Here is a 13,247-nt window from a genome sequence, read left to right as displayed (position 1 = left end):
CGCTGGCGTAGCAGACCGACAGCTTCGTCGAGCCCGGGATGTTGCGGATGGCGTCCTCGATCTTGATGTCGAAGTAGTCGACCGTCACGGAGAGGCCCGGGACGTAGGTCGGCTGGTACACGACGCCTAGGGTCAGGTTCTCCGACTTCTCCGGCTGCAGATCCTGGTTGCCGCCGACCGTGGTCAGGACGGTGTTGCCCAGCTGGACATAGCCGGCCGGTACGCCCGACGCGCGGCAGTTGGCCACGAGCGTGGCGTTGGTGCTGGTCGAGTAACGGCTGCACGGGTCGGTGGTGGTCAGGTTGCCTTCGGCCACGCCGCCGAACAGTTCCGGCACGCTGGGGATGCGGAAGCCGGTGCCGTAGGTGGCCCGCAGCCGCAGACCGTCCATCACCGTCCAATCGAGGCCCAGCTTGTAGGTCCAGTTGTCGCCGAACAGGTTGTAGTCCGAGTAGCGCGCAGCGGCGTTCAACTCGAGGCGCTGCACCATCGGCATGTCCGCCAGGAGCGGGGCCGACAGTTCGGCATAAGCCTCCTTGGTCTTCACCTCGCCGCGGATCGGGCTCTGCTGGTTGGTGTTGGCGACGCCGAGCACGGTCAGGGCGTCCGGGTTCCGGTAGCCCACTTCCTCGCGGTAGACGGCGCCCGCGGCGACCGCCAGGGGTCCGGCCGGGAGCTGGAACAGCGTGCCGCTGATGTCGGCGGTGACGCTCTTCTGCTCGTTTCCGCCGGTGTCGCGGGTGGTCGCCAGGATGTAGTTCAGCACCTGGGGCGTCAGGTCGCCCGCGCCCAGGTAGTCGCCGCAGGGCGCCGTCGTGGTGGCGCCGGGAAGGCACGCCGCCAGCGTCTCGCCCACCCGCTGCAGGTTGGCGATGTTGGTGGAGCCATCGACGCCGGTGGTCTTGCCCCAGTTGCCGGCCACTTCCCACGTCCAGTCGCCCGCGAACTTCCCGCGCAGGCCACCCACGATCCGCCAGGTGTCGGTCTCCTGGAAGAACTGGCGCGGGCCCGGCTCGGCCAGGCGGCGCTGGATGAGGGTGATCTGCTGCCCGGTAGGGTTGGTCCGGTTGGCGGCCGGAATCACGAGGTTCCGCAGCGTGCCGGGGGTGGCGATCTGGTGGCTCTCGCGGTTCGTGAACATGAACTCGCCGAACAGTTCCACCTCGTCCCTCAGGTCGTAGTCCCCGAACACGCCCACGCTGATCCGCTCGATGGCGCTCACCGCGTTCAGGAAGGGGTTGGAATTGAAGTTGTGCTTGGCCGCGCTGTAGGGCTCGAAGAAATTGCCGTTACCGCCCGGCGTCTGGTTGAAGTTGATCTGCTGGCCGTTGGGCAGTACGGCGCGCCCGCCGATGGTCGAGGCGCTGCCGACGCAGACCAGCTGTCCGCCGACCTCGCCCAGGCCGCAGGGCTCGCGGTCGGCCATGTTGACCGGCTCGGTCTTCTGGTAGTTCACCGCGGCCGTGAAGCCGCCGCGCTCGCCCCGCAGGCCCCAGAGCAGGTCGCCGGTGTACTCCTCGCCGTCGCCCTCGTCGGTGACACCGTACTTGCCGGTCACCTGCACGCCCTCGAAGTCGTTGCGGGTGATGATGTTGACGACGCCGGCCACCGCGTCGGCGCCGTAGATCGCCGAGGCGCCGTCCTTGAGCACGTCGATGCGGCCGATGATGGCGGCGGGGATGGTGTTCAGGTCCACCGCGCTGTTGGCGCCGGTTCCGCCGTAGACCACGCGGCGGCCGTTGAGCAGCACCAGGGTGCGGTTGATACCCACGCCGCGCAGGTTCACCTGGGCGGTGCCGTAACCGTTGCCGGTCCAGTAGGCGTTGGTCTGGCCGCCCGCGTTGCCCGCCGAGGCCGGCAGCCGCTGCAGGATGGTCTCGACGTTCGCCACACCGGTGCGGGCGATGGCCTCCTCCGTGACCACCGTGGCCGGGCCGACGCCCGTGATGTCGGTGCGCTTGATGCGGCTGCCGGTGACGACCACCTCGCCGACGTCGGCCGCCGCGGCGTCGGCGGCCTGGGCCGCTGTGGCGGTGAGCGCCAGGGTGACACAGGCGCTGGCGAACAGCCGCGGCTTCGAAGTCCGGTTCATCAATACCCCCTCTTCCGGCGCCGGGGCGCAGCCCGACCTGCTCGTTTCGAGCTGAAATCCGTGGGGGCTTAGTCCGGCCAGGGCTGTCGGGCCGTCAAGTCATGTCTATACATAATAGCCCGAATTGGAAGGTAGGTTCTTGCGCGCCTCCCGCCGCCTCGCAGCTCCGCTCCGGCCCTCTTCTACCCATCTCCGGTCGTTATTACCCCTCGCTCCAGGTTTGACGGCCATTTTCCGGCTTTTTTCACCACCCATAAAGATTCATTTCGGTATCGGCGTCTGTTGCTTTTGTAGGCGACAGCTGCTCACGAATAATTCCTAGATGCAGTCCGGTTTTTTCCAAACGCTAAGAAGCCTCCAACGCAACCGTTAGTCGCATTCAGACACATTCTTACTGACATTTGTAGCGACCTACAGCGTTGGTCATCCGCTTTGTCGCGCTTGACTACGCTATCGCGGCGCACGGAGACCATCCATGCGCCACCTTTGACTTTTGATCCGCCTCAATAAGAATCGAAGGGATCGCGGGCCGCGGAGGGGCCCGTCAAAGGCAGATACGCGCCGCCCAGCCCCGCCCCTCAGATTTGCGACACTTTCTTTTCGAGGGCGCGGAAGGAGGGCCCGATGACAAGGGATACGCCGCGCCGCTGCGTACTCCGGATAACGTCTTCGCCCGCCCCTTGAGCGCCCCGATGCGGGACGCTGTCGCCTCCGGCTGAGACGGGCTGAGACGGGCGCGGCGACGCCGTAGCCCGCGTCGCGGATCGCCTGAGCTATGCGCTCTCCTGGGTAGTCGCGGGTGACGCTGACCGCCTTCGCGGCGAGATCGACCGCAATTTCGGCCTGCGGGTCCTCGGCCTTCACCGCGCGGGCGACGGCCTGGACGCAATGGCCGCAGGACATCCCCTCGACTTGATAGCGAAGCCTGCTTGTTCTCCTGAATGGTGCTCCGCTTGGCCAGATGGGGCTTCCCATGATGGCAAGGTCAAGGGGTGGCCCTAGCTACATCGCCTTGATGGCGACGATCTTCTGGTCCTTCAGCTGGAAGCTGACCTTGGAGCCGACCTTCAGGCCGCTCAGTAGGCTGGCGTCGGAGACCTTGAAGGGCATGATCATCGCGCCCCAATTCAGCGCCTTGATCGGGCCGTGGTCGATGGTGACCGTCCCGGCCTTGGCGTCGATCTTCTTCACCACGCCCGTGCCGGTGACGGCGGCCGCGGGTTGCCCGTGGCCGGCGTGATCCTGCGCGACGGCCGCGGTGGACAGGGCCAGGGCGGCCAGCGATCCGAGAACGAACTTCATGGGTAGCCTCCTCAACTAGGACTTGGATGTCAGAACCAGGCGCGGACGCCGAGGACGACCCGCAGGTCGTCGCGGTCTTCGCCGGCGGCGCGGGCGAAGTCGGCCGTGTCGCCGAACTTCCGCTCATAGTGGACGCCCACATAGGGGGCGAACTCCCGGCGGATCTCGTAGCGCAGCCGCAGGCCCACCTCGGCGTCACTCAGACCGGCGCCCACTCCGAGTTCGGGGACGTCCTGCGCCTCGAGGTTCACCTCGGCCCGTGGCTCGAGGATCAGGCGCTGCGTGAAGCGCAGGTCGTAGGAGCCCTCGAGGCGCGCCGACACGTCGCCCTTGTTCGACAGGAAGAGCGCGCCCTCCACCTCGAACCAGTAGGGCGCGAGACCCTCGAAGCCGAGGGTGGCATAGGTGCGGCGCGGTCGCGGCTGGAAATCTTGGCGGACACCGACCTGCAGGTCGAAGTACGGCCCGATCGCGCGCGAATAGAGCGCTTGGACTTCAGCCTCCTCCAGGTGTTCGCCGAAGGCGCCTTCGCCCTCGGATTTCAGGACGAGCCGGTTGACGTCCCCGCCGTAGCGGAACTCGCCCTCCCAGGCGTAGCCGTCGGGCCCCCTGCCAGGCCGCACCTCGAGGGTGTCGATCATCGTCTTCGACAGCCGCATGCCGCCATGCTCGAGCCGCAGCAGGTCCCGGGCCTCGTCCATGGACGCGCGGCCGTAGACGGCGTCGGCCAGGTGGTCTGTCGGCGGCGGCGGCGCGGGCGCATCGCCGACCGGCAGCTGGGCCCCGGTCATCGCCGGCCCCGCCCCTGGAGTCGGCCGCATGACATGCCCCGCGTGCGGATCGGCGGGCTGCGCGGGCATCGCATGGCCTGCATGAGGATCGGCGGCCGGCCCCTGCTTCGCCGGCATGACGTGTCCGGCATGCGGATCGGCGGGCTTCGCCGGCATCGCATGGCCGGCGTGCGGGTCGGCGGCCTGGGCCGGCGGGGCCGGCATGGCGTGCCCGGCGTGCGGGTCAGGGGTCTGGGCCAGGGCGGCCGTGCCGATCAGCGCCGGCGCCAGGGCCGCGAGGAGAAGCCGGCTCATGCGGCGGCGCCCGGGAGCGGACGCACGGCGAAGACCTGAAACATGCCGGCGTGCATGTGGTAGAGCATGTGGCAGTGGAAGGCCCAGTCACCGGCCTCCCCGGTGACGTCGAACGTCACCTTTCCCCCGGGCAGGACATTGACGGTGTGCTTGCGGGGCATGTGGCCCACGGGCCCGTGCACCAGCTCGAAGAAGTGGCCGTGCAGGTGGATCGGGTGGGTCATCATGGTGTCGTTGACCAGGGTCACGCGCACCCGCTCGCCGGCCCCCAAAGTGTAGGGCGGCGGCTTCTCGCTGAACTTCCGGCCGTCGAAGCCCCACATGAAGCGCTCCATGTTGCCGGTTAGGCGGATCTCCATCTCGCGGGAGGGCGGCCGGGTGTCGGGATTGGGCTCGAGCGCGATCAGGTCCCTGTAGACCAGCACCCGGTGGCCGACGCTCTCCAGGCCCTGGCCGGGCTCCCCCGTACGATCGCTGGTCATCGGCGCGATCATCTGCACGCCCGGGCCCAGCTTCACCTGCGGGGCGTTGCGCGGGTCCATCATGCTCATCTGCATGCCGCCCATGTCGCCCATCACGTCCGAGCCGCGCTTGCGTGGCGACGCCATGCCAGGCGGCGCGGTCGGCATCCCATGGCCCATCGCCGCGTGATCGGTTCCCCCCGCAGCCCCGCTCATGGACGAATGGTCCATGCCCATGTCTTTCATGGTCGCCAGCGGCCGCTCGCGCAGCGCGGGGACGGCGGCGCTCATGCCCGGCCGGGGCGCGAGCGTCGCGCGGCCCAGTCCGGACCGGTCCACGGCCTCCGAGACGATGGTGTAGGCTTGGCCGGCTGTGGGATGCACGACGATGTCATAGGTCTCGGCGTTGCCGATCTGGAACTCGTCCACCTCGACGGGCCGGACGTTCTGGCCGTCGGACGCCACCACGGTCAGCTTCAGGCCCGGTATGCGGACGTTGAAGATCGTCTGGGCGGCCGCGTTCACGAACCGCAGCCGCACCCGTTCGCCCGGCGCAAACAGGCCGGTCCAGTTGTCGTCGGCACCATGGCCGTTGATGAGGAACTTGTAGGCCGCGCCGGTGATGTCCGAGATGTCCGTGGGGTCCATCCGCATCTTCGCCCACTCGATGCGTTCGGCCAGCGTCTGGTCCTTGCCCGCGAGCAGCCCGGCCACCGTCTGCTTCTGGAAGTTGAAGACCCCGCCCTGCCCCTTCAGGCGCTGGAAGAGGGTGTGCGGGTGCGTGAAGCTGAAATCCGACAGCACGAGCACATGCTCCCGGTCGTAGGCCACCGGGTCCGCGTCCTTGGCATCGATCACGATCGGGGCGTAGTGACCCTCCTGCTCCTGCAGGCCGGAGTGGCTGTGATACCAGTAGGTTCCACTCTGGATGATCGGGAACTCGTAGACGAACGTCTCCCCGGGCTTGATCCCGGGGAAGCTGACCCCCGGCACCCCGTCCATCTGGAAGGGCACGAGCAGGCCGTGCCAGTGGATCGACGTCTCCTCCGGCAGCTTGTTGGTCACGTGCAGCCGGACGTTCTGGCCTTCTTTCAGGCGGATCAGCGGGCCGGGGACCGTCCCGTTGATGGCGATGGCGTGCCCAGCCCGGCCGTCGACCTTCAGCGCCGCGTGATCGATCGTCAGGCGGATGTCCTCACCGGAGAGCGTCGGCAGGGTGGAGAGCCCCGGGGTGGCGCTTCGCGCCCAGCCGGGCAGCAGGGCCAGCGCGGTCGCGCCGCCGCCCAGCGCCAGGGCGCTCCGTAGAAGCTGGCGTCGATCGAGGGGCGCGGCGGGGGCGGGCATCAGTGGTCCTGGTCGGGTGGCGTCGCAGAGGCGATGCGCCTTCCCATGGGGTGAAGGTCAACCGGGCAGGTCGCAAGGGCATACGCGCCGGGCGCGTGGTCCCCTCAGCCGACCCACGTTTTATTCGTCCTCGCCGATGAGCTCGGCCAGCCGCTGGCGGGCGCGGTACACGCGGGTCTCGATCGTCTTGACGCTGACGCCCAGGATGTCGGCCGCCTCCTGCTGCGACAGGTCCTCGAAGTAGGTGAGCAGCAGCGGCTCCTTCAGCTTACCGGGCAGGCGGGACAGGGCCCGGTAAAGCGCCGCACGCCGCTGCCTGTCGACAAGCTGGGCCTCGCTGTCCGGCGTCGGATCGGCCTGCCGCTGGGCCTCCGCGGACTCCGCGTCCTTGTCCCCGAACGCCAGCCGTCGCACGAGCTGGCGGCGCCCCCGGTCGCGGCACTTGTTGAGAGCGATGGCTCGGAGCCAGACCGGGAACGGCCGGCGGCCGTCGAAACGTCGCAGGGCGCGCCAAGCCGCCACGAAGCTCTCCTGCACGACCTCGACGGCGGCGTCGGCATCGCCGACGTAACGGCGCACGAAGCGGTAGAGGCCTGCCTTGTGGCGGCGCATCAGCAGGGTGAAGGCGTGGTCGTCTCCGCCCAGCGCCCGGCCGACCAGGTCGGCGTCGCTGTCCTCAGCGGGCGGTGTCACGGGGTCTCTTCGGTCAGCGCCTCGGCGATGCGTCGGTCGAACTTGGCCGCCTGGTCCGGGGTCAGGACCTTCCGCATGCTCAGGACATGCAGGATCGTCTCCTTCTGGAGCTCGCCCATGGCGTGGTGGAAGCGCTCGACGGCGGCCTGGACCTCCGGCGAGTATTCGTGGCGCGCCTGGATGGCCGCGGCCAGTTCGGCGTTCGCGGCGCGAAGCTGCGCCTCACGTGCTCGCCGCCGGACAGCGAAGTCCGCCTCCAGCCTGTCGAGCCGCTCCTCCTGCGCCGGCGACAGCTCCAGTTCTTCGTGGACGAAGACGTGGAGCGACGGCGGCTTCTGCGCCTGCGCCAGGTAGCGCGCGCCGATCCAGCTGCCCAGCGCGCCCGCCAGCACGGCCAGGATGAGGGTGAGCGCCAGCCCACGACCGAAGATGCGCATCAACGGCCTTCGAGCAGGGTCGAAGGAGCTAAGCGGGCGTCCACCGAGAACACCGCCACCTCCTGGCGCTCGGCGCGCGCCTCACCGGCGCCGACGCCGCCCAGGGCCACACCGAAGGCCAGAGCCGCGACCACGGCCGCCGCGCGCACCGGCAGGAACAGCGAGGCGGCGTCGCGCCCCTGCCGCGCCGCCTCGATGCGCGCCCAGACCGCGGGCTCGAGCTGATCGAGTCGCCGGTCGAGCGGTTCCGCCTTCAGGCTGGCCAGCGTCCTGTCGAGCCGGTTGTCCACGCAGTCGCCTCAGAGAGTTTCAATCGCCAAGTATACGCATAACATCCGGCGAGCCCTCATCCGAGGGGTGCCGCGACCGCACGCGTATCCTCTGACGATGACCACCCTTTCCCGCCTTCTTGCCCGCCGCGCCCTCCTCGGCAGCCTGCCCGCCCTGCTGCTCGCCGCCGGTTGCGCCCAGGCCGCGCCCGCCGAGATCACGGTCTACAAGACGCCCTGGTGCGGGTGCTGCCGCGGCTGGGTGACCCACCTGACGCGCGCCGGCTTCCGGCCCCAGGTGGTGGAGGTGGAGGACTTGGCGCCGGTGCGCGAGCGCTACGGTGTGCCCTTCCGGTTGTCGTCCTGCCACACCGGCGTCGTCGGCGGTTACGTCGTCGAAGGGCATGTCCCGCCGGCCGATGTGCGGCGCCTGCTCATGGAGAAGCCGAAGGCGCTGGGCCTGGTCGTGCCCGGCATGCCGATCGGCTCGCCCGGAATGGAAACACCGCAGGGTGACAAGGAGCCCTACGACACCCTGCTGCTGCTTGACCGGAGCGGACGCACCCGGGTCTTCGCCCGCCACGTCTGAGCAGACGTACGCGGCCACGCTTGACGCGCCCATCGGTGGAAGGCGCAGCCTCGACAGACTCGATGCCGCAGGCCCCTCACCGCAGCACCCGTGCGCCGGTCAGCTGACATCGGCGTGGAACGGCTGGCGTTCAGTCGCAGCGCGAAGTTCTTCGGTACTGCCAAGTCCGATCCTGGCAGCCGCGGATGACCTGGCTGACGACGGCCAACTGGCAAGCTCCCGCGTGAAGCCTTGGTGGATTGCGCGTTAGCGGGAGCGTCCTGGATGCGCCAGGACTTCGCCTTCTAGCGACTGTAGCGGACAAGCCATCCACAGGTTTCGATCGCACACCTGGGGGGAGCCGCCGCCCACTATGCGTCCTTGCCGTCCGCCGCCGCTTTGGCGGAGCAACGAGGACTCGAACGACGGACCTTCGCATTCACGCGCGTGGTAGAGAGCACCAGGATAAAACCGCGGCCCCATCCGGCCGATCTCCGATGTGCGCCAGGAGCACGCGTTGGCGGCGCCCCGGAGCGCGACAGTCGCGAGCCGACGCTGTGAACGCCCATCCAAGCTGCCAGCGGAGGGTCGGAGATGTTCGCATGCGGTCGAGCAAGGCGAAGGTCGAGGAATGGGCCTGCTTCCATGTCGCCTCGAAGGCTTGAACGCCACCCAGCTCAACCGGCTGCGACCTCCAATCAGGCTTGATCTTTGGACGAAATCAGAGGCCGTCCGCGGGCCCGTCTTTGCTCGGGCTGGCGCGACGGGTCTCGCTGAAGCCCAAACTGCGTTCCCGATTGGAAACCCTTGCGTGGCCGAACGTTCTCGGGATGTCGGCTAAGCGACATTCAACGATGTGGGGCACGATGAATACGTCGGTGGAACGGCCGCGCGTGCTGCTCGCGGACACGAGGTCCTGGTCCGCGACCTCGCGCAGGAGAGCCTTGAAGGGGCGGGATATGAGGTCGTCGCCGTAGGGTCGGGCAGCCACGCGCTGAACGAACTGGAAGCCGAGGGCGGTTTCGTCGCGCTGGTCACCGACGTGAACTTCGGCGGGCCGCCGACGGGTTGGGAGGTCGCCACTCGGGCGCGTGAGCTCCATTCGGATGTCGCGGTGGTCTATATTACGGGAGACAGCGCCCATGAATGGAGCGTTCGCGGCGTTCCGCGGAGCGCCATCCTGACCAAGCCATTCGCGCCGTCCCAGCTTGGCGTGGCCGTTGCGAACCTGCTCAATACCACCGACTGAAGTTCGAGCAGCCTCGAGGACAGACCGTACGGTCGCCGACGGCCTTTCGGGCTCGGCTAGGCCGTGATTTCAAGGAGCGCCCGCTCGGCGACCGCCAGGAGGTCGGCCTCGCGACAAGGCTTGGGGATATTGGCATAGGCGGACAGGCGCTCGATCGCCGCCTGGGTCGCGGGGTCGTTCCACGCGCTGGAGAAGGCGATGCGGGTCGGATGGCGCGCCAGGATCTGTTCGGCGACCTCCAGGCCGTTCCCGGGTCCCAGGAGGCCGATATCCATGAAGATCAGGTCGGGGCGATGGATCTCGGCCAGGCGCAGGGCTTCCTCGGCCGATTGGGCGATGGCGCAGACATGGTGCCCACGTTCCGCGAGGGCGGCTTCAAGCCCCCAGCTGACGAACATCTCGTCCTCCACGATCAGGACCTTCAAGACCTTGAAGGCGGCGGCTTGCGAACCTGTGGAAAGGCTAGTCGGCATCTCGAGCCCTTTGGGCGGGGTGGACGTTGGGGAGGTCGTCGAGGGGGATATCGAGCGTGCAGCGCAGACCCTCCCGGGCATAGTCCAGGACCGGTTCGGCGCCGCGACGCATCAGCCCGTCCAGGATCTCGGTTCCAAAGCCGCGACGCTCGGGTATCGTGACCGGCGGGCCGCCGCGCTCAATCCAGGTGAAGCGAAGCGATCGGCTCGGCCCTGACTCGATGACCCACCAGGCGATGTCGACCGAGCCCGCGCTCACCGAGAGCGCGCCATGTTTAGCCGCGTTGGTCGCCAGTTCGTGGACCGCCAGGCCCATGGGCATCGCCACGCGCGCCGGCAGGCAGGCATCCGGGCCTTCGATGCTGATCCGCGACAGATCGAACGGGCGCAGTTCGCCCTCGACGAGATCGCGCAGCGGCACGCGCTCCCATCGGCCCTGGGTCAGCAGCTCGTGGGCCGTCGAAAGCGCGATCAGGCGGGTTTCGAGGGCCTTGATGAAGGACTCGGGGGTTTCGGCGGTCCGCGCGGTCCTCGTGGCGATGGCCCGCACCGTTGCGAGGGTGTTCTTCACGCGGTGGCGCAGCTCGCGCACGAGGAGGTTCTGCGTGCGCGCGGCGTTGACCCGCTCCGTCACCTCCTGCCCCTGCAGGAAGATGCCAAACACCTCTCCGGCTTCATCAATCAGCGGCTGGAACACGAAGTCCACGTACTTGTGGAGCGGCTCGACGCTGTCCTGGTGCGTCACGAGGCTCATCTCGGAGCCGACGAAGGCCTCCCCGGTGCGGCGGACCTGGTCGAGAATCTCGCCGTAGCCCTGATCGTAGATGTCGGCCACGCCATCGCGCGCCGGTCGTCCGATCAGTTCGCGATTTCCGACCAGCCGCCGGTAGGCCGCATTGACGAGCGCGAAGGTATGGTCGGGGCCGACGAGCAAGGCCATGAATCCAGGCGCCTGCTCGAACATCTGCCTGAGCCGCTCGGTTTCGGCCATGAGCGTGCGATTGGCCGCCTGGGTATTGAGCGCGCTGGAGACGATGTAGGAGGCCACCTCCGGCAGTGACGCGGGCGGCCTCGCGGCGTCGTAGCCTTCTGTCTGGAGCCGCACCACATCGGTGGCCTCGACGACGTGCGCGAGGACCGAGCGGACCTGGCCATCCTCATCCGCGATGGGCGTGTGGCTGACAGTCAGGAAGACCTGCGCGCCGCCCTGCGGATCGAAGGCGTAGAGCGGCGTGCGGTCGGTCTCTCCCGTCGCCAGGGCCTTGGCCACCGATCGCCGCACCAGTTCGCGGGCGGCCAAGTTCTGCGGCTCGTTGTACGCGGGAATGCCGTCGAAGACCCTCCGCCCGATCAGTTGATCGCGCGGCACGTCGGCCTGCCGCGCCAGGGCGTTGTTGACCCAGACCATCCGCAGGTCGGCGTCGACCACCGCGTAGGCGTTCGGCGACAGGTCCAGGGCGGCGAAGCGATCAGTCATCGACGTAGCCGATCACGGCTTGTCCGAAGGTGGCGTGGCTCGCACCGGAGGCTCCCGCGGCGTTTGACAGGTGGGGCGGCACGTCGTGCAGCAGCACGGCCGGAACGGTGCGCCGAAGCGCGGTCAGGAAGGGCTCCAGTTGCCGTAGCGACCGCGAGCCGAATGGCAGCCCACCGGACGCCACCGATGCGGTGGTTCCTGCGCTCCGTAGCTGCTCCGCTGCGTGCCGGCTTGCGCCCACGCGGCAGACGACCCCTCGGCACCAGGGCCGGATGAGCGCGACCATCTCCGCCAGCCGGCTCGCGGGAAGCCCCTCCTCGAGATCCATCAGTTCCCAGGCGAAGCTTCCCCGATCGGTGGCGCTGAAGCTTTCGATGGCATGCAGTAGCCGGTAGCGGGCGTTGGAGTTCGAGATCGCCGTATAGGAGATCGGCACGAGTAGCCCGCCGGAGGACCGTGGCGAGGCCGCGCGAAGCGACAGGGCTTCGGTCAGCACCGCGACGTCGATATCGAGGAGTTCGCCGGGGAGCAGCCGGTTGCGTGCGGTCGCGCCTACCTCACGCTCGGTGGTCTCGTCCTGCAAAGTCGTTCTTGCGTAGTGCCCCACGGCGCGCGGACGATCCTGGAGCACCCACATGGGCTCGAGGCTCACGATGACCTTGAGACGTCGGCCCTGTCGCGTGAGCAGCGGAAAGCTGGTCCGCTTGAGGGGTGACTCCGCCCGGGCTGGCGCCAGAGGCGGCGGCAGGGCCTGGGCGCCACGTGCGGCCCGGACATCCAGGGGCTCACAGGTCAGATGTCCGTTCCCGGCCGCGGTCACCATCTTCACATGGATGTCTTCGTCCGACGCCGTCCCCAGGAAGAACGCCATCAGCTCACCCGCAAGCCGCAGGCATATGGCCTGCGCCGCGGCGCCCCTTTCCTGGGTCTGGGCGATGAGGAAGTGGAGATCGTCGATCTGCAGAACGAAATCGTGCGGCGGGAGCTGCTTGCGCAGCACGGTGGCGAAGTGCGTCCAGACCTGCGGCGCTCTGCGGGCCCATCGATCGCCAAGCCGCGCCTGTATCGGCGCAAGTCCGATGAGCTGCACGCTGCCCTGCCGGATGAGCTCCGATACGCCGAGCCGCTCCAGCTGCGCGGCGGCGTCCGGCTGGAGAATGGGTTCAAGGGTCCCGGAGGGAGTCGCGGCCCCGGCCTCGGACACTTGAAACTCGGGACGCGACATCCGCCCCAAAATGAGTAGCCATGCTTACGCCGAACTTAAGCCGACGTGCGGCCGGATGCCGCAAGGCGCTGGCGACATCGGGCCGCAGAACCCGCTTCCCGGTCCCGTTGGCGGGGACGTCGCAGGCGCCGGCTCGGACCAGGGGGCTGCCGGTCGACCGGCCCCGCGGCTGGGCCGGCGCGCGCCGTGGCCTGACGGTGGCCGTCCGTGACCCCGGCGACGGCGCCGGGGATCGGTTCGCCGGCCGTCGCCACCACCCGGTCCGCGTCCCTTACGCCCCGCCGCGCCGGCGAAGCGGCGTATGCCCGGCGCCGCTCGCCTCGAGATCGCAGACCCGGATCGGCTTCAGGGCGTCCTCAGCCTTGGAGGTCGTGGATCAGCCTCGACGACACCCCCCTCCTGGGACCATAGTCGGCCTCGCCACTTCAGGCGCATGTGCTGTCAGCATGCGGGGCGCGTTCGGGCCACGAAAGGAACGCTCCAGATGCTTGTGGCCGTCCTCACGTCACCACCGCGTCCCCCCATGGTGGAGCTTGCCGCGATCGTCGACACGTTGCACGAGGCCAACCGCC

13 protein-coding genes are annotated in these 13,247 nt (G+C 68.6%); 2 read left to right on the top strand and 11 right to left on the bottom strand.

Annotated elements, in window-relative coordinates; genetic code table 11:
- From AX721_RS12085 to AX721_RS12055, 8 genes are all read right to left on the bottom strand, one after another.
- A partial coding sequence (locus AX721_RS12085; protein ID WP_068876262.1) for a TonB-dependent siderophore receptor occupies positions 1-2,092 on the bottom strand: 2,092 nt, incomplete at its 3' end.
- Positions 2,093-2,542: 450 nt separating this feature from the next.
- Positions 2,543-3,067 (bottom strand): heavy-metal-associated domain-containing protein, encoded by a 525-nt coding sequence (locus tag AX721_RS28770; RefSeq protein WP_082765262.1) that lies wholly within the window; start codon positions 3,065-3,067, stop codon positions 2,543-2,545.
- Between the two features lie 27 nt (positions 3,068-3,094).
- The gene (locus AX721_RS12080; protein ID WP_082765261.1) at positions 3,095-3,394 is read right to left on the bottom strand and encodes a copper-binding protein; all 300 of its coding nucleotides are present in this window, start codon (positions 3,392-3,394) and stop codon (positions 3,095-3,097) included.
- A gap of 29 nt (positions 3,395-3,423) precedes the next feature.
- Positions 3,424-4,479, bottom strand: coding sequence for a copper resistance protein B (locus AX721_RS12075; protein WP_068876261.1), 1,056 nt, complete (start codon positions 4,477-4,479; stop codon positions 3,424-3,426).
- Positions 4,476-6,284, bottom strand: a complete 1,809-nt coding sequence (locus tag AX721_RS12070; protein WP_068876260.1) for a copper resistance system multicopper oxidase — start codon at positions 6,282-6,284, stop codon at positions 4,476-4,478. Before AX721_RS12070 ends, AX721_RS12075 begins: the two co-directional genes overlap by 4 nt.
- Positions 6,285-6,404: 120 nt before the next feature.
- Entirely contained in the window at positions 6,405-6,977 is a 573-nt protein-coding gene (locus AX721_RS12065; protein ID WP_068876259.1) for an RNA polymerase sigma factor, read from the bottom strand.
- The gene (locus AX721_RS12060; RefSeq protein ID WP_068876258.1) at positions 6,974-7,414 is read right to left on the bottom strand and encodes a Spy/CpxP family protein refolding chaperone; all 441 of its coding nucleotides are present in this window, start codon (positions 7,412-7,414) and stop codon (positions 6,974-6,976) included. Before AX721_RS12060 ends, AX721_RS12065 begins: the two co-directional genes overlap by 4 nt.
- On the bottom strand, positions 7,414-7,704 hold the full coding sequence (locus AX721_RS12055; RefSeq protein WP_068876257.1) for a hypothetical protein: 291 nt from the start codon (positions 7,702-7,704) through the stop codon (positions 7,414-7,416). Before AX721_RS12055 ends, AX721_RS12060 begins: the two co-directional genes overlap by 1 nt.
- 97 nt (positions 7,705-7,801) lie before the next feature.
- On the opposite strand from AX721_RS12055, the gene AX721_RS12050 reads away from it, so the two are divergent.
- Both AX721_RS12050 and AX721_RS26830 read left to right on the top strand, forming a co-directional pair.
- The gene (locus AX721_RS12050) at positions 7,802-8,272 is read left to right on the top strand and encodes a DUF411 domain-containing protein (RefSeq protein WP_068876256.1); all 471 of its coding nucleotides are present in this window, start codon (positions 7,802-7,804) and stop codon (positions 8,270-8,272) included.
- A gap of 835 nt (positions 8,273-9,107) precedes the next feature.
- Positions 9,108-9,500: a response regulator gene (locus tag AX721_RS26830; RefSeq protein ID WP_156467143.1), complete on the top strand. Its 393-nt coding sequence runs from the start codon at positions 9,108-9,110 to the stop codon at positions 9,498-9,500.
- A 56-nt stretch (positions 9,501-9,556) separates the two neighbouring features.
- Here AX721_RS26830 and AX721_RS12040 read toward each other — a convergent pair whose 3' ends face one another.
- The 3 genes from AX721_RS12040 to AX721_RS12030 are packed head-to-tail and all read right to left on the bottom strand — an operon-like array spanning position 9,557 to position 12,654.
- On the bottom strand, positions 9,557-9,973 hold the full coding sequence (locus tag AX721_RS12040; protein WP_068876254.1) for a response regulator: 417 nt from the start codon (positions 9,971-9,973) through the stop codon (positions 9,557-9,559).
- Entirely contained in the window at positions 9,963-11,450 is a 1,488-nt protein-coding gene (locus AX721_RS12035; protein WP_068876253.1) for an HWE histidine kinase domain-containing protein, read from the bottom strand. Before AX721_RS12035 ends, AX721_RS12040 begins: the two co-directional genes overlap by 11 nt.
- Complete coding sequence (locus tag AX721_RS12030) at positions 11,443-12,654, bottom strand: hypothetical protein (protein WP_197422541.1); 1,212 nt, start codon at positions 12,652-12,654, stop codon at positions 11,443-11,445. The genes AX721_RS12035 and AX721_RS12030 overlap by 8 nt, the downstream gene beginning before the upstream one ends.
- Between the last annotated feature and the right edge of the window lie 593 nt (positions 12,655-13,247).

The sequence above is a fragment of the Phenylobacterium sp. CCH9-H3 genome, from assembly GCF_001557235.1.
Lineage (GTDB): Bacteria > Pseudomonadota > Alphaproteobacteria > Caulobacterales > Caulobacteraceae > Phenylobacterium.
The sequence above is the reverse complement of the archived record's forward strand: the minus strand, read 5'-3'. Positions and strand labels throughout refer to the sequence as shown.